14 protein-coding genes are annotated in these 18,829 nt (G+C 29.6%); all 14 read right to left on the bottom strand.

The annotated features are described in order from the left end of the window. Nucleotides 1–3 precede the first annotated feature (3 nt). The 14 genes from neuC to RSA29_RS11610 all read right to left on the bottom strand — a co-directional run bounded on the left by neuC (nt 4) and on the right by RSA29_RS11610 (nt 18,624). Nucleotides 4–1,155: a UDP-N-acetylglucosamine 2-epimerase gene (gene neuC, locus RSA29_RS11675; protein WP_346942117.1), complete on the bottom strand. Its 1,152-nt coding sequence runs from the start codon at nt 1,153–1,155 to the stop codon at nt 4–6. Next, complete coding sequence (locus RSA29_RS11670; RefSeq protein ID WP_346942118.1) at nt 1,156–1,857, bottom strand: acylneuraminate cytidylyltransferase family protein; 702 nt, start codon at nt 1,855–1,857, stop codon at nt 1,156–1,158. A gap of 198 nt (nt 1,858–2,055) precedes the next feature. Beyond that, the gene (locus RSA29_RS11665; protein WP_346942119.1) at nt 2,056–3,000 is read right to left on the bottom strand and encodes a glycosyltransferase family 2 protein; all 945 of its coding nucleotides are present in this window, start codon (nt 2,998–3,000) and stop codon (nt 2,056–2,058) included. A gap of 36 nt (nt 3,001–3,036) precedes the next feature. Next, nucleotides 3,037–5,490 carry a YfhO family protein gene (locus RSA29_RS11660; protein WP_346942120.1) on the bottom strand — a complete coding sequence of 818 codons (2,454 nt, stop codon included), beginning with the start codon at nt 5,488–5,490 and terminating at the stop codon, nt 3,037–3,039. A gap of 10 nt (nt 5,491–5,500) precedes the next feature. Then, entirely contained in the window at nt 5,501–5,872 is a 372-nt protein-coding gene (locus RSA29_RS11655) for a GtrA family protein (RefSeq protein WP_346942121.1), read from the bottom strand. A 282-nt stretch (nt 5,873–6,154) separates the two neighbouring features. Then, nucleotides 6,155–9,631, bottom strand: a complete 3,477-nt coding sequence (locus tag RSA29_RS11650; RefSeq protein WP_346942122.1) for an N-acetylmuramoyl-L-alanine amidase — start codon at nt 9,629–9,631, stop codon at nt 6,155–6,157. 276 nt (nt 9,632–9,907) lie between these two features. Next, entirely contained in the window at nt 9,908–11,005 is a 1,098-nt protein-coding gene (locus RSA29_RS11645) for a LegC family aminotransferase (protein ID WP_346942123.1), read from the bottom strand. A gap of 93 nt (nt 11,006–11,098) precedes the next feature. Continuing rightward, the gene (locus RSA29_RS11640; RefSeq protein WP_346942124.1) at nt 11,099–12,091 is read right to left on the bottom strand and encodes an NAD-dependent 4,6-dehydratase LegB; all 993 of its coding nucleotides are present in this window, start codon (nt 12,089–12,091) and stop codon (nt 11,099–11,101) included. An 18-nt stretch (nt 12,092–12,109) separates the two neighbouring features. Further along, nucleotides 12,110–13,177 carry a nucleotidyltransferase family protein gene (locus RSA29_RS11635; RefSeq protein WP_346942125.1) on the bottom strand — a complete coding sequence of 356 codons (1,068 nt, stop codon included), beginning with the start codon at nt 13,175–13,177 and terminating at the stop codon, nt 12,110–12,112. A gap of 212 nt (nt 13,178–13,389) precedes the next feature. Beyond that, nucleotides 13,390–14,838 (bottom strand): polysaccharide deacetylase family protein, encoded by a 1,449-nt coding sequence (locus RSA29_RS11630; protein WP_346942126.1) that lies wholly within the window; start codon nt 14,836–14,838, stop codon nt 13,390–13,392. Between the two features lie 19 nt (nt 14,839–14,857). Then, nucleotides 14,858–15,853, bottom strand: a complete 996-nt coding sequence (locus tag RSA29_RS11625) for a peptidoglycan bridge formation glycyltransferase FemA/FemB family protein (RefSeq protein ID WP_346942127.1) — start codon at nt 15,851–15,853, stop codon at nt 14,858–14,860. 177 nt (nt 15,854–16,030) lie between these two features. Next, a complete protein-coding gene (locus RSA29_RS11620) occupies nt 16,031–17,365 on the bottom strand; it encodes a HAMP domain-containing sensor histidine kinase (RefSeq protein WP_346942128.1) in 1,335 nt (444 codons plus the stop codon). Continuing rightward, nucleotides 17,358–18,053, bottom strand: coding sequence for a response regulator transcription factor (locus RSA29_RS11615; RefSeq protein WP_346942129.1), 696 nt, complete (start codon nt 18,051–18,053; stop codon nt 17,358–17,360). The genes RSA29_RS11620 and RSA29_RS11615 overlap by 8 nt, the downstream gene beginning before the upstream one ends. A gap of 340 nt (nt 18,054–18,393) precedes the next feature. After that, on the bottom strand, nt 18,394–18,624 hold the full coding sequence (locus tag RSA29_RS11610; RefSeq protein WP_346932068.1) for a hypothetical protein: 231 nt from the start codon (nt 18,622–18,624) through the stop codon (nt 18,394–18,396). Between the last annotated feature and the right edge of the window lie 205 nt (nt 18,625–18,829).

Here is an 18,829-nt window from a genome sequence, read left to right as displayed (position 1 = left end):
TCTTCAACTCCATATCAATTTTTTCTTTAATAGTTTTTCCCCAAGGTCTATATTTTTTAATACTTTCACTATTTCTTCGCTAGTATTTCCCTCACCATATAAACTTTCAACATTCTTTACAAATTCTCTGAATTCTTCAGATAAAGCCTTCTCTATTCCATTATAGATTTCATCTGTTGAATAGTTTGTTTGTATTATATTCTCTGCCATTAATCTACCTTGTTGCCTATTTCCAACATTAACTACAGCTTTTTTTAAATAAGGTGCTTCAACTAATGCACTTGAGGAATTCCCAATTACCGCTCCACAAAGATTCATTACGCTTAAGTATCTAAGGCTACCTAAGCTTTTAAACAGATGTACATTAGAATTTCTATCACCAAATTCATCTAATGCAGCAATAATTTTATCTCCACCATTATCTGAATTTGGATATGTAATTATCATCTTTTTATTAACTTTTTCTAATGCTTCTATTAAATTTTTAATTTGCTCTTCTACACTATTTACTTCCAAAGTTACGGGATGGTATGTAACTAATAGCGTATCCTCATCAACCTTTACACCTAAGCTTTTTTCTATCTCTTCAGAAGTCATTAGGTTTGTAAGCTTAATATTTTCAATCCCTGAATCACCTACATTAAATACTCGCCATGATTCTTCACCCATATTACGAATATTCTCTGCATAACATTCAACTCCTGGAAAATGAATATGAGCCATCTTTGTTATACTATGTCTTATTTGTTCATCCATAGCACCCTCTGTTATTTCTCCACCTGAAACATGCGCTATGGGAATGTTCATTGCCATAGCTGTAGTTGTAGCCGCAAGAGCTTCATATCTATCCCCTAACACCATTACCACGTCAGGATTAAGTCTATTAAATGCCCCCACAAACTCACCTATAGCCAGTGATATTTCCTTAGCATTCTTATCCTTACCATTGTAATCCAGTAATATTGGACATTCTTCATTTATAAAAAAACCATCTTCTAAAATGTCATTCTTAGTCATTCCATACTTAGGTGAAAGATGCATACCAGTTACAACAACTTGTAACTCCAAGGTTTCATCCTTATCTATAGCCTTCATTATATTCTTTAAAAGCCCATATTCAGCTCTTGTTCCTGTTACCACTGCAATTTTACGCATCTATATATCACCACGTTCCTTCATTATAACTTCAGCAATTTTAAAGTCCATTTCTGTATCTATATCAACCGATGAATATGCATCCATAACATACCCTGTTAATTCTTCTGGCTCAAAGGTTTTTTCCGTCTTTAATACATCTAATTTTATTAAGTAGATTGCCCCATTCATTCTATAAACATCCGGAAGATCCTGTCTTCTTGTAATATTTTTACCTTCTTCGATAAAATACTTTAACTTTTCACCTTCAAAAACATTAGACCAATAAGGATTAACTTCAGATTCACACACTGAAACAAGGGAATCATATTCACTATTTATAAGCTTATCTATAGCCTCCTGAATATGAACTGAATTTCTTAGTGGTGATGTACATTGTAATAATAAAATGTAATCAGGAACATATCCCTCATTTTCCTTCAAGTAACTAATTGTGTGCAAAATACAATCTATAGTTGGTGAATTATCTCCTGATAATTCACTAGGTCTTAAATAAGGTATCTCAGCCCCAAATTGTTTAGACACTTCCGCAATCTCATTATCTTCCGTAGATACAATTACTCTAGATACCCCACTACATTTCTTAGCTGCCTCTATTGTATACCCAATCAATGGTTTACCTTCTAAATCCCTAATATTTTTTCTTGGCACTCCTTTTGAGCCTCCCCTTGCAGGGATTATTGCTAAAATCTCTTTATTCATAGCTTATCTCCTTATATATCATTTCTTTATTATATATCATTTCTTTATTATATATCATTTCTTTATTACATAGGTATTAATTTTACATAATTATATCATTATTATTGCGCAAAAAGAAAAAGAAAAACCATATAGTTTCTCCTTCTCACATTAATTATTTATCGCAGTATTTATTTAAGTTCATCTTAAATATAACTTTTACTTATTTTTTTTAGATACTAAATTAGAATCTTTAATGAAATAATTTGGTCTACTCTTAGCCTCCATATAAGTTCTCGCAATATACTCTCCAAGTATCCCAGTTGCTATTAATTGCATCCCACCTAAAAATGTAATTATACATATCGTGGATGCATATCCTGGTATATCTTTACCTTGAATTAAAGTTCTTAACAAGATATATACAAAGTAAGCAAAACTCATAGATGAAATTCCTACACCTGTAACCGTTGCTATCTTTAAAGGTTTTGTAGAAAAGGATACTATGCCTTCTATTGCATATTTAAACAAATGCCAAAATGACCATTTACTTTCTCCTGCTATTCTATCTTCACTTTCGTACTCTATCCATTTAGTGTCATAACCAACCCATTCAAATATTCCCTTTGAAAACCTATGGTATTCTACAATTTCTAGTACAGATTCAACCATTTGCCTAGTCATCATTCTATAATCTGTAGCACCTTCAATTATCTTAACATCTGATATAATATTTAGCATTTTATAAAACTTTTTAGAGAAATAGCCTCTAAATTTCGATTCACCATTTCTTGCAACTCTTCTAGTTGAAACTGAATCATACCCATCCTCTATGTGCTCTATCATTCTCCCAAGTAATGTCGGTGGATGCTGGAGATCCGCATCCATAACAACTACTAAATCACCCTTACAATTTTTCAAACCAGCTAAAATACCAGCTTCTTTACCAAAATTTCTGGAAAATGAAATATATTTCACTCTTGTATCTATATCTCCTAATTGTTTTATCATTTGTAATGTCAAGTCACTACTTCCATCATTAACAAAAACAAATTCAAAACCATATCCATCTATTTCATCTATGCACTTAATACATTCTTTATAATATAAATTTATAACTTGTTCTTCGTTATAGCAAGGTACTATTATACTTATCGTTTTCATATTTTCCCCTTTTCATTAACAAACTATTTGCATCTTCTAAACTAGATTACCATTAAATTTCTTTCTTAAATATATACCTATTATAACTGATAAAGTTATAATAGAACATGATGTTCCTACTATTAAACTATAATTAATGTACTTCATTTCCACGTTGTGGTGTCCAGCGTCTAGCTTAAGTGTAATAAATCCTCCATTCACTATATATGGCTCAATAACATTATCATCACTAGTTATTTTCCAATTTTTATCATGTACTATTGGGAATACTACATACCCTTCTTTGCTTAAATTAAATTCACTATTAATGCTATCATTAGTTCTATTAACACTATTTACATCTATTGAATTCATATTGTTTACAGATTCATTAATATAGTCACCATCTATTGTTATAAACACTCCATGTGAATAAATATAATCTTTAAATTCAATTATATCTTCTTTATTTAAATACCCAATATAAAATAAATAATATGTTTCCTCTTCTTCCTGAAAATTATGAATTGACTCTATTGCCCTATAATCACTGCCATTTGTAGATATTAGTATAGATTGATTTAATTCATATTCACTTTTAGGTATTTTAATATAATATTCACCACTATCTTCAATTAAAAATTTATTATTTTTTATTGGTTGCTCCTTTATTATATTATCTAGTGATTCGTCCAATTTTTTTTCATATAAATCTGATTCTTTATTACCACTAACATATAAATTATTATAAAGAAGTGCATCTTTTTCTACTAAACCTTCTGGTAACTTTTCATACCTTAATGAATTTTCATCAAAATACCTTAATTCATTATTATCAAGTTTATATATATATAAACCATCTAATCTATCCACAAGCTTAGAATTCACATATGGACAATAATTGTAATAGCTCACATAATAATCTACACCTGTGAATTGCGATATTATATTTCTTCCCTTTATATTATTCCTAACATCACTATTATTTGTATTGGTAAATACCTCGCCAATTTCTTTATAGCTAGAATTGACTAAAGAATGATAAGATGATACGCCCATTACATTCTTTGATGTATACAAGTTTAAACTTCTATTTTCACCCAACTCAACTCTATTACCTTTTCCATATGTATCTTCTATGTATTGCAACACTCCTGAGTAATTATTTCTTTCTTCCTCACCATATAAACTAGTGTCCTGATATATAAAGTAACAATTAAACATGACTTCCAACACTAGAACTGAAGCTAATAAATTCACTTTCATAGTCTTACCTAAATTTTTACTTATCAATAAAATCACATACATAGAAATAAATATTATATTTATTAATTTTAATAATATGGAGCATTTATTTATACCAAATAAAACAAAACCCATAAATGCCCCAATTATAATTATCCCATTTTTATACTGTTTTTTTCTCCATAATTCCTTCTCAATAATTCGCTTTAAATATGTGCAAACAATTATCCCAATATATATATTAAGAAACAAGTTATATCTGTAGTTACCACCTGCAGGTATATAGTTAAAATTAAGTATATAATTAATTTTGTCACTAAATACAGCTAAAAATAATATTGCAATATGAATGCCATATATTCTACCTTTTCCAATTTTTCTATTTAAAATAGCCAGAATTGTAACTACCATACCTAATATAGTTATGTAACTATTACTGTTTAATAAAATACTCCCTATATAGTTATTAGTGAATAGCGTAAATACTCTTTTCAAACTTGTTGTAAATTGTGGAAGTACATTAATTGATTTTGCTGAAGATAATGTTATATCAATAGCTGGTATCAAAGCAAATCCAGCTAGTAATAGTGCTACTATAGAAATCAATACCATAGAGCCTATAAATTTAAATACACCCTCCTTATTATTGCGAATAATATATCTAATTATCCCATAAATAGCTATATGAGGAATGATTAGAGCCGCCAAATAATAATCAGTTATTACAAATAAAAATAATGCTAAAATATAAATTCCACACTTTTCTTTGTTTAATATTTTCTCTACACCAAATAATACTAATGGTAAAAATATAAATGTATCCATCCACATTATTTGATAATTTCCATACATCATAATATTATAATTTGATATATATATTAATGCACCTATCCATCTATACTTCTTCCCTACCACCTTTTCAAAAAATAAACTAGCAAAATAAATCATAAATGTAATCTTAAACGTCAAAAATATAGGTAATATATCTACCATTTCAAAGCTTCTCATAAATTTAAGTATTAAATTAAATGGACTTAATAAATAATATATTATTAATGCAAAATTATTATCACCTAATGCTATGCTCCAATTGTATACCCAATCTTTACTAAATATATTGAATTCATTTTTATAATACTCTAAAAAATCCAAACCTTGATGATATAAATCTCCTTGTAACACGCTTCCATTTATCATATAAATCAAATAAAATGTAATAATTGCTATTAGAAACGCTATTCCAATATCTTTTAAAAACTTTTTCATATCTTCACCTTCACTTTTTATTAAGTGCTTTTTTTACTAAAAAGAAATTAACAGGTACGCATATAAGATAAACTAAAATTGGAGCTACCTGATCCGGAATTCCAAATTTAACATATACATTTAGAAGTAGTATTTGTAGTCCATAATTTATTCCATGTGCTAACAGAAATTTCATGCCTTTTTCTTTCGTTGGCTTAGTTTTAAATGTAAAATAGTTCGATAATATAAAATTAAATATAAAGCTTACACCATATCCTATAGTATATGAAATGTTAATTCCTAATAAAGATTTTAACATCAAATAAATTACATATTGTATTACTGTTGCAATACACCCCACAAGTCCAAACTTAACAAATTGCTTTATCAGTTTTAAATTCATAATATTATTATATCCATCCTTCCATCTTCTATTTTTATATAATATATAGCCGTTGCACACCAAACGTCTCTTTAGTGTGATAATAACAGATACGACCTAACTAAGTTCTTCTAATGTTCACCCTAAGTTAGCTATTCCTTTTAAACAAATTCAACCTAAATATAAGAATCACTTTAGACAAATTCCCCATACGTACTATAAAAGTATACTATAACACTATCTAAATATAAATAGTGTTTAGACAAACAAAAGAGGATGATAAAATCATCCTCTTTTGTTTATCTAAAACTGTTTTGAAACTGAATCCGCTAATGCTTCCGCAATTTTCTGTTGAGTCGCCGGATCTGCCGCCTTTTGTGCATCACTTGAATTTGTTATAAATCCATTCTCAACCAAAACTGAAGGCATAGTTGTATTTTTCACAACATAAAAACTATTATCCTTAGCACCTCTATTATAATAACCAATTCTAGAGGCTAAATTATTGACCATACTTGTAGCAAGTGTTTTACTTGCTGAAACTTTTCCCGCATTCCTCGGATTAATAATACTACTTTTAGACTCTGCTGATAATTGTAATCCATCGCCTACCAGTAACCCCCTTGATCCAGGGGTAGCTGAACTATAGTAAACCTCTACACCATTAGCACTTGAGCTACTATACGCATTATGATGTATACTAATAAATAAATCAGCATTTAAATTATTTGCATAATCAACTCTTCTTTTTAAACTATCAGATACATTGCTTGTATCTATTTCGCCTGGATTTCTTGTCATTGCAACCTGATATCCTCGTCTTTCAAGCTCACTTTTCAATTTGCTTGCAATCTGCATATTTAGTTCTGTTTCTGAATAAGTAATTCCATTATGACTTGCAACCGCTCCACTATCACCACCTTGATTATGACCAGGATCAATCACAATTAAAGTATCACCTTTCACAAATACATCTACAGCTTGATAGTCATCTTCTTCTTTACCAGTACTTGCTTTATGCTTTACGTGTACCACAAATGAGTATTTACCACCTTTTGTCGGTGTAAAATCCACACTGCTTGTAGTACTATAATCACTTAAAACTGTCCAAGTTCCCGTACTTCTATCTGTTACCCATAGCTTGTACAAAGTATCTTGTGCTGGTTCTGCTGTTGCACTCATTGTTAAAGTTGACCCAACACTTGCACTTCCAGTAACCTTTAAAGATGTTACACTTGACTTCGTATCAGTGATATTAACATCTACTGACCTATAATCATCCTCATCTTTTCCATTACTTGATTTATGCTTTACATGTACTACAAATGAATATTTACCTATCTTTTGTGGCTTATATTCAATACTGCTTTTAGCACTGTAGTCACTTAAAACAGTCCAAGTATCAGTACTTCTATCACACACCCATAGCTTATATAATGTATCCGCTGCCGGTTCTGCTGCTGCACTCATCGTTAATGTTGAGCCTATAAATCTATTTCCTGTGACATTCAAAGATGTTACCCTTGATTTTTGGGACTCTCCACTAACATTAATGTCTACACTCTTATAGTCATCTTCTTCTTTTCCGTTACTCCCTTTATGCTTTACATGTACTACAAATGAATATTTACTAGCCTTTGTTGGTGTAAACTCCACACTACTCTTAGTACTATAATCACTTAAAACAGTCCAAGTATCTGTACTCCTATCACACACCCACAACTTATATAATGTATCTGCTGCCGGTTCCGCTGTTGCACTCATTGTTAATACTGATCCAACACTTGCACTTCCTGTAACATTTAAAGATGTAACCTTTGACTTCGGCGCAGTGACATTAACGTCTACTCCCCTATAATCATCTTCATCTTTACCATTACTTCCTTTATGCTTTACATGTACTGTAAATGTATAGTTTCCAGCCTTAACTGGCGTGAAATTCACACTACTTTTAGTACTATAGTCACTTAAAACTGTCCAAGTGTCTGTACTTCTATCACATACCCATAATTTGTACAATGTATCTGCTGCCGGTTCTGCCGCTGCACTCATTGTTAATGTTGAACCAACATAAGTACCTCCTGTAACATTTAAAGATGTCACCTTTGACTTCGGCGCAGTGACATTAACATCTACTGCCCTATAATCATCTTCATCTTTTCCGCTACTTTCCTTATGTTTTACGTGTACTACAAATGAATAATCTCCTGATTTTATAGGTTTAAAATCAACACTATTCTTATTACTGTAATCACTTAAAACGGTCCAAGTATCTGTGCTTCTATCACATACCCATAGCTTATATAGAGTATTTTCTGCAGGTTCTGCTGTTGCTTTCATTGTTAATGTTGAACCTACAAATGTACTTCCTGTAACATTTAAGGATGTAACCTTTGATTTACCTGCATCTACTGTTACTTCCTTATATATAACATCACTTTGTGTACCAGATGTAGAATTTTTATGTTTTGCATAAACCATAAATTTATATTTACCTGATTTACTTGGAGTATAACTAACGGTATTTCTACTACTCCAATCGCTTAATATTATCTCGTTATTATTCCCATCTTGTACTATTATTTTGTAAAGTGTATCATTTGTTGGTGTTGCATCCGCAGTTACTGTTAAAATATTATCTGTTAATAACTTACCATTTACATTCACACTATTTAACACTGAAAAATCCAATGTGCTACTTATAGATGCAATTGTTGTTCTCACTTTTAATAAATTATAACCGTATCCCCTAGCTGCTGCCCATCCTTTTCCATCCGGATTTTCTTGAATTCCTAAATGCTCTACATATAATGCCGAACCTCTAGCTACATAGTTAAACCTTGGGTCCACACATGTTTGCTTTAAAGGTTCCGTTGATGCATACGCCTTTAAGTGCTGAACTACAGCTCTAATTCCTATTTGGACAGTTGGAAAAGAATTACCTGGCACACCATTTCCTGTTGCACCAATACCTGCAAAATTATTTTGCTCTGGTTTTACATCACCACCAAAGTTAAGATATCCAGTTTCATGCATCATTTGTGAAAATAAGATATCGTAGTTTACCCCTTCAGTGTTGGCTTCTACTATAGTGTAATCAACAAAATCTGATATATACTTAAGACTCAACCCTTTTTTATTATTATCTCGCAACTTCTTAATCATCTGATTTCTATCTAAAGTTCCTTTACCCATAATAATAGTCTTAGTATTATCAACAACTATCGTTGTACTCTGCTCTTGCACATCACCTTTAATATCTGTAACTACAATTTTCACTGTATGATTCCCGTCCGGAATGTTTGTAACTTTGTACGTAAATCCACTTTTATCTGCATTTGGATAATTACTGTATTTGTCACCAATATCTTTTCTCGATATGCCATAGGTAGCTCGTCCATTGATAACTTCATCGATATACACATCCACTTTTGATATACCCTCTACACTTACTGCAAATCCTTTTATAAAAAAATCTCCTGTAAGCTTTTGGTTATCTATTGGATTTTCAATCTTTGATACTATTGGTAATAGGATTTCATCAGCTTTTTCAGCTTGATTATTACCAATATCCTCTTGTCTTTCCGTTGAAACCATCTCAGAGTCATTAACATCCTTAGGTACTCCACCTAAGGACTCTTCATCTACTTTCATTTCTGACCCTTCAACTACGTGACTTAAAGTATCATTGTCTATTGCTATAGCTTTTATTGTTGGTGACGTTACATTTAATAGGAATATAACAACCAACATTAATGCATACTTTTTAAATTTTTCCACTAAATTTCCCCCTCTATAATTTGAGGAATGTTAGTCAAAATTTCAGCTATAAGAATTGGTTATTTCACCTTTATTATACATACTTATTTATATCTCTTCAAGAAAAATGTAAATATATTTATATTTATGTGAATAAAGATAAATTACTGTAAAAAAATAGAATTCAAACAACCTTAATAAGTTATTTAAATTCTATTTCATTCATAGTGCCTGTAAATTGTAGCATCATTTAACGTAATTTTATACAACTTAATCCATTAAAATAGTATATTATATCTAAATACTATTTATAACTTCACAAATTTGTCTCACTTCATCCTCTGTAAGCGAAACAGAACTTGGAAGATTAATTCCTCTATTACTTACATCAAATGTAACTTCCATTGGTCCAGCTTTACATTCTTTGTAAGGAGGCATATCATGAACTGGCATAAAAAATGGTCTCGCCATAATTCCATTATCACTTAGAACTTTTAAAAATTCATCTCTTGAAACCTTAAAGCTATCTTCTACTAATATAGAATATAACCAATAGCTATTATCAACTTCATCACACTGCTTAATTAATGTTATCCCTTTTGTATTCTTTAAAAGTTCATTATAAAGCTTTGCATTTCTTCTCTTAACATCTAAATACTCTGGTACCATCTCAAGTTGTGCAACACCAACTGCTGCCAATAAATTTGGCATTCTAAAATTAAAACCTACTTCTTCATGGTACATTGCACCATTTGGAGCTATTGTTTTTGTTTGATTTGATAAATATTTTGCTCTATCTCCTAAAGCTTTATCTTCAGTTACAAGCATTCCACCTGCACCCGTAGTAATTAACTTATTACCATTAAAACTAAAACACCCTATATGTCCTAAAGCCCCGACCATTTTACCTTTATATAAAGTTCCCAATGCCTCTGTTGCATCTTCAATAACATACAAATTATATTTCTTTGCAATTTCATTAACCTTATCCATATCTACCGGATATCCGTATATATGAACTGGCATAATCGCCTTTGTTTTGGAAGTTATTAATTCCTCTATTTTATCTGTATCCATAACAAATGTATCTCTGCACACATCTACAAAAACCGGAGTAGCTCCTGTATATTTTATAGAATTTACTGAAGATATAAATGTCATAGATGGTGTAATAACTTCATCTCCATTGCCAATTCCTAAAGTAACCATCGCTAATTGAAGAGCAGCTGTTCCATTCATTGTAACTACAGCACTGTTACATTTTAGATACTCTGCAAACTCATCTTCAAATCTATCCACAAATTTTCCAACTGATGAAACCCAATTTGTATCTAGGCACTCTTTAACATATTTCCATTCATTCCCTTTAATTTCCGGCACACATAATGGTATCATAAATCTCCCTACCTTTTTAATTATAATTTAGAGATTACCCTAAAATGCTAATTTCAAGATAATCTCATTAAAATTCTATATTAAATATTTCCCTTAAACATTATATATATCTGTTTTAAAATATTGCATATTGTTTTTAATCCAAGCTACAGTTTCTGCTAAACCATCATCTATTGAATAGTTAGGTGTCCAATTTGTTAATTGTTTTATCTTCGTATTATCTGCCCAAAGTCTATTAACTTCACTTTTCTCCGGTCTTAATCTATCTTCATCACAAATTATTTTTACATCTTCACCTATGATATTAATTATCTTCTTAACTGTATCACCAATAGAAATTTCATAATTTGATCCTGCATTAATAACTTGACCTATTGTGTTGTCTGACTCTGCAATCTTAATAAAAGCTTCTGCTGTATCTTTTACATAGTTAAAATCTCTAGTTGGAGTTAAACTTCCAAGTTGTATTTCTTTTTTTCCCGCTAAAATTTGAGATATTATTGTTGGAATAACAGCTCTTGCAGATTGTCTAGGACCATATGTGTTAAATGGTCTCACTGTTGCAATCGGCATGTTGAATGATCTATAGAAACTATCAGCTAGCATATCAGCTCCAATTTTAGATGCTGAGTATGGCGATTGACCTTGCATTGGGTGCTTCTCATCTATAGGAACATATAATGCAGTTCCATAGGTTTCTGATGTCGAAGTATGCATAATTTTCTCCACGCCATGATTTCTACAAGCCTCTAATACGTTAGTGGTTCCCTCTACATTTGTTCTTACATACGCCATTGGAGATTGATAAGAATATGGTATTGCGATTAAAGCTGCAAGATGAAATACTACTTCATTCCCCTTAACAATTCTATTCATTCCATCTAATTCTCTTATATCACCTGTTTCTACCTTAATACTATTTAGAACATTTTTATCAAATGTATCTATCCATCCCCAATTATTAAAAGAATTATACTGTACTAATGCTGTAACATCTGCTCCTAGTTCCACTAATCTTTCAGTTAAGTGGCTTCCTATAAAGCCCTCTGCTCCAGTTACTAAAACCTTTTTTCCTTTTAAGTTCATTGTATTCACTCCTAAATTTTAATCTTTTTTCTCATTTTGTTCTATTCTTTCAACCATGTCTTTCATTTCACTAATTTGACCCATATCCATCCATGATTGCTCACTTATAGGATATACTCCTACCGATACACCTTTTTTCATATAACTTTCTACTATATCTGGCAAATTATAAAATTCATTGTCCGGTATATCATTTAATACTTCAGGTTCAATTACGTACATACCTGTATTAATTAGAAATGTATACTCTGGTTTTTCCTGAATATCACTTATATTTCCCTCATCGCTGAGTTTAAATACACCATATGGAACCTGAAAATTTTTCACTGAAGCTACCACTGTAATTTTATTCTTCTTTTCCTTATGATGTGTCAATATAGATTGATAATCTGTATCTATTAATATATCACAGTTAGATACAAAAAAAGTATTCTGTATCTTTCCTTTTAATAATGAAAGACTTCCTCCCGTTCCGAGTGGTTTATCTTCCTCAATATACTGCACTTCATAATTTTTTTCTATATCATTGAAATATGATTTAATCATACTCTTCTTATAATTTACAGTTAGATAAAAATCTTTAACCCCGTAATTAGTAAACTTGTTCATGATTCTTTCAACGATAGGTGTATCACCTATGGGAATTAATGGTTTAGGCAATATTTTTGTGTAGGGATAGAGCCTAGTCCCAAGTCCACCAGCCATAATTACTATGGGTATATCCTTCAATGATTTTCTTGCATTTTTAGTATGTAACTTTGTTTTGAAAAATTTTATATCAAGAATTCTTCTATTTACATCAACGATAGGGATAGCATTTATAGATTTATCCACCATTATCCTAATTAATTCATCATCATCCTTTTCTTCTGAATAAATTGGATAATTGTTCATTACATTTTCTATATTTTCATCCATGCTCCCATTTTTAAGTATCCATCTACGAATATCGCCATCTGTAACAGACCCACATAATATTTCTTCATCATCAACCACAAAAAGTATCCCTTTTGCAGTTTCATCTAACCTTTTCATTGTTTCTCTTACATTTACATATCTACTTATAGTTAATTCATTATTATTCACATTATCACCATTACTTTCAAAAATAAATTACTTACTTATTTTCAACTTAATTTATATTATAATGCAAAAATATTATAAAATCTATATATTTATCACCATAACCATTTATATCTAATTTACTTTAGCCCTTTTGTCCATAATTTAATGAGCATAATAAAAAGTATCATAAATATTTTTTATTCACGATACTCTTTATTACTTATTCAAAAAAATTAATCAGTTCTATACTCTACATGCTTTATCAAAGCTTCTCCTGATAGTCCTAATGCCTGCTCTTCATACACATACTCTAAAATATCTTCATAGACAAACTTCCAGCTTCCCCATTTCGATGTGTTATCAAAAGACGAATTATGCCAAAGCAATGTAAATACCCCCTTAACAGCCTTAATTCTATCTATTAATTTTTTTGCATACAAAAGCCCATCTTCAGCTGATAACCCCATATATTCAGCCTCTAACAATGTTCCATCCATTAATACTAAAGGTATCTCATATATGTTCATGACTTTGTTATTTATCAAATCATAAGGCTTAAACGGTGTGCAAATACTGCCTCTAAATCCAGCAACCTGCGCATATCCTAAAGTCGTGTCATACTTTAGCTTGTTTACTTCTTGAATTCTCCATGTATATGGTGCTCTAAACCGCAAATAATGTTGTCTAATTCCACTAACTTTAGAAATATCATTCAGAGACCTAATTTCAGTTTTTAAAAGCTCACTATTATTATAAGAATTATAACTACCATGTATTCCTATTTCACTCTTATTAGCCTTAATCTCCTTTAAAATAGTTGCTAATTTTCCATTTGTAATCTTATATATATTATCTTTTTTAGTTTCCCCACCTGTCATAAAATAGTAAGATGCTGTAAATTTATATTTATTTTCTAGTTTCAATAAGTATGGAAATGTCCAAAATGGATCATCCAGGGGATTTTTAATTGCCTTAAAATAGTTTTTAGCTCGCTCTACAGCACCCTTTATATCTCTTTCTTTAAGTATTTTAACCCCTAACACTTTTATAATTTTATCTTTATATTTAAATATAGAATCTATATCATGGCTTAAACAAAACCCAAATTCTTTATCTCCCCACATATTTTTTCTCTTCAATGAAGGATTTATTAACTTTAACTCTCTCCAAAGCAGTTCTATCTGTTCATTTACTACTGGTCTATCAATAAAATTTTCCTTATATGCAACGGAATCCATTGGATTAAATCTATCATGCATGTCCTTACTTTTCACCATAACTTCTTCATATCTAGTTACTAAAAAAAATATATCCGAAATAATATCAACATTTATTAGAGTATTATAATTGTTCCTATATATATAATCTTCATCCTTTGAAAATAAAGATATGACATCCTTAATATACTTAATTGGTTCCTCTAATGAGTATTTATTAATATTAATTTTTGGCATTTTTTTCAAATAATTACCATTAAACAATTCACCTGAATCTTTTATGAAAATGCCCTTATAATCCTTCATTTCTTTTAAAGGTTTTTCCCCATAGCTAATTATAATATCATTATCTTCACTTACTCCATTGTATATTTCATATTTCAATCCCAAAATGAAGAATATTAAATCAAAAACATATATCTTCTGCTGTAGAAACTTTTTATTTGCAATATCCAACAAAATCATATTATACCTCTACCTCATATTATTTTTTTAAAATTGACTTTAACAGTTTTTTAAATCCAGTTGAATTAGAAACTATAAACATTAACGTATCCTTAATACTAAATTTAAAAGATTTACTTATTGTAAAATACTGAACTTGCCTTCCCCCAAAAGAACTAAAAAACTTCTCTATATCTTCATTCATCGTTCCTTCAAAATCAAATTTCAAATTCATAGATACTGAAAATTCAATGGCATTTTTCAGTAATAAGGATGTAGCATTAGAATTTTTGTAGTCAGGATTAATTCCACCTAACAAGTAGTAAACACTTGTTTTATCCCATACTAAATAAATTGCAGCATGTATATTACCTTCCTCATCAACAGCATAAAAACTTTTGCTACATTCCCTTCTCTTTGTTTCACTTTCTATTTTCTTTATTAAATCCTTATCATAAGGAATATTCATACCTTTTCTTTCAAATGTCATCTTGTTTATTTCATAAAAACTATCCACATCTAAATTTTCTTTTATTTTTACTATTTTTTCAGCTTTTCTTATCATGTTTTTTGTGGAAGAATCAATGTTATTATAAATCCTCTCAAAATCAGATATATCTTCTATAACATATGTATATCTACTTGTTTGATTATATCCACGCCAATAAAAAGGTAACCAGTTTGTTACTGTATAATCAAAATTCTGAGTATATTTATTTAAATTTCGTTTTTCAAGTTCATCTATTATTTCTTTCATTGCTTTTTTCTCAAAAGATAATTTTGATGTGTATTTTTGATTAGATGGATATTCAATATAAACACCATTTTTTTGTGTTAATTTAGCTTGATGAATATCAATTCCATGCCTATTTTCACTGTAAGAAAACGGTAAAGCAGCAACTATCGATCCACCCTTTTCATTCAATATTACATCCCAACCATCCTTTCCCGACACTGTATCTAACCACCAGTATTGAGAGAATATCCCTATATTTTTATCATCGCAGAACTTCATATATTTTTCTTTATTGTTCATATCTACCATTCCTTAATCTATCGTTAATTTCATTACATATCTTTTACTATTTTGTTATATATAATATATTATCACACATTTAAAAGCATTCAGATTAAAAATTTCTTAATATTTCTTAATATTTCTTAAGTTATTCTTTCAATTTAAGCTATAAATGCATTCAAACAATTATATCTTCTATACTTTTTCAATAACTTCAATAGGTAAAGTAATCTGTACACTAAAGATATCTTTTGATTTATTTACGTCTAGAGTGCCACCAAGGCTTCGCATAATTCTTCTTGAATTTTTAATCCCAATTTCTGTACTTTCAACATAGTTAAACTGTTCATTAATTACATTGATAATCCTTATATTTATACTTCCTTGCTCCTTATTATATTCAATATTAATTGGATATTCCCTATTTGCATATTTCATTATATTTGAAAATATATTATCAAACACTCTACATAATAATTCAATATCTACATTTATGTAATACCGTTCAGTTATGGCCTTAATTTCAACCTGAAATTTATTTTCATATAAAAAAAACAAGTGCTCCCCAATGATTTGCTCTATTACATCCGTTCCAGAAAAGCGCTCAAATTGCACAGCATCTATATTTTCATCCGTATCAAAAGCTAGAAAATATTCAAATAACTTGTCCGAAAGCAACTTGATTTGATATGATTTTTCTCTTACTTTATGAATATATTCATACAATTGTTTCTCATCATTATATTTTTTATACTCAATAATATCTAAATATCCCATTTGTGTAGTTAATGGTGTCCTCAAATCATGAGACATTGCTGTAATTAATTCTCTATTTGCCGCCCTTGCCTCATCTTCACTTTTTAATTTTTCCATAAAAGATTTCCTCATTTCATCAATGCTCATCGCTAGAGCAGAAAGTTCATCGTTACCTTTTATAGTTATTTTATAATTCAAGTCTCCACCTTCTAATATTTTTATCTCATCATTTAATTGACTTATATAAGATGTTCTATCTTTTATAAATAAAAACATAATAATACTAAAACATAGAAATGATGCAACTAGATTAAACACCTTTACAATATCATAGAGTTTATACTCCCAAAAACTTATTACATATAATTCAGCGTCCCCATCTAAAAACGATACATCATAATATGTTTGCCAGGGGTATAAAGTCATTTGAATATCCATATCTAGTATCTGTTCAGATTCTTTATTACTAGAATCATATATTAGTTTTCCATCCTTGTACAAATAAAATATTATAAAATCCTTTTCTTTAACCCATCTTGTTATTTTGCTATAATCTGTAGTATTTACTCCATTTAATGTTATGTAAGTTTGAAAATCTTTAATTATTTTTTCTGTTTTTTTCTGAATAAAACCAGCTTGTGAGAAGTAATTGTTTAATATCTTTGTAGTCACCTTGTCCATGGATAAGAAAAGAAATGCAGCAATGCTAAATGATATACTTACACCTATTATTAGTTTTACCCCTAATTTTGAACTTAAAAATTTATTATTCAATACAATATCCTTTCCCCCAAACAGTTTTAATATATTTAGGACTCTGAGGATTATCCTCTAATTTTAACCTTAAATTTCTTATATGTACCATAATTGTATTATTCGATGTATAAAAATAAGCTTCTTTCCATATATTCTCGTATATATTTTGTGCTGAAAATATTTTCCTGCGATTCTTTGCCATCATCAACAACATCTCATATTCAATACTTGTAAGTATTACCTCTTGATTGCTTTTGTAAACTTCATTTAAATTCATATTAATAGATAAATCTCCAATTACAATGCAATCGTCGGCTTTAGCAATATCCTTCCCCTTATATACGTAATATCTTCTTATTAATGCTTTTACCCTAGAAATAAGTTCAGTATACGAAAATGGTTTAGATAAATAATCATCTCCACCCGAAGAAAAACCCATGCATTTATCCGAGTCCTGTGTTTTTGCTGTCAAAAATAAAATAGGTGCAGCTGTTGTTTTTCTTATCTCCACACATGCTTCAAAGCCTGATTTTCCTGGCATCATAACATCAAGTATTATAAGATCAATACTATTATTTATTTTACTAATAGCATCTTCTCCATCTACAGCTTCTATAACATCATAACCTTCACTACCTAATAATACCCCTACAACTTCTCTTATCTCTTTATTATCATCTACTACTAAAATTTTCTTGCTATCCATACACTCATCTCCAAAATATCAAAAGCTTTAATTTCTTTTAATTTTTAATCCTTTGTAATAATTATAATTGATATATCACAATTATACTCCTTAATAAACCTTAATAATCCTTAATATTTCTTAATTCTTAGTTCTTAATAAAATACACATATTAGCTTTTAATCTTAAATTTAAAAACAGCTAAATAGTTCTTTAGGATATTGTAATATCCTTCATACCATCTAACTGTCATTGTTATATTTTATCTTTAATTTAAACCTCTGTATTATATTTAAATAAATTACCAGACACGATTCTATTACCTACATAGTATTTTAGAGTCATTCTTATTTATTTTCAATTAATTATTTAATAAGTATAATATATCTTTTACTGCTTCTTTAGCTTCCTTTGGCAATCTAGCAATCGCCTCGTTTTGGGATTTTTCATCCTTGATTTGAGCTATCTTTATTATCTCTTGTTGTAACCCTGGTATTCTATTTATTACATCTGATGCATTATTAAACTTTGTTGCAAAAACTGGATCATTCATCTTTTGTTTAATTTTCATAACTAATTCATAAGCATTCATTTAAAATCCTCCTATAAGTAAAATACTAAATTATAATTCTATAGTATTCACTTATCACTTAGATGTTCATAAAATATAATTTTAATATATAAAAAAAGCTTATATCCTAAGATATAAGCGTATAATTCATGTTTAAATTGGTTGCGGGGATAGGACTCGAACCTACGACCTTTGGGTTATGAGCCCAACGAGCTGCCAACTGCTC

The organism is Clostridium sp., from assembly GCF_036660475.1.
Taxonomy (GTDB): domain Bacteria; phylum Bacillota; class Clostridia; order Clostridiales; family Clostridiaceae; genus Clostridium_J.
The sequence above is the reverse complement of the archived record's forward strand: the minus strand, read 5'-3'. Positions and strand labels throughout refer to the sequence as shown.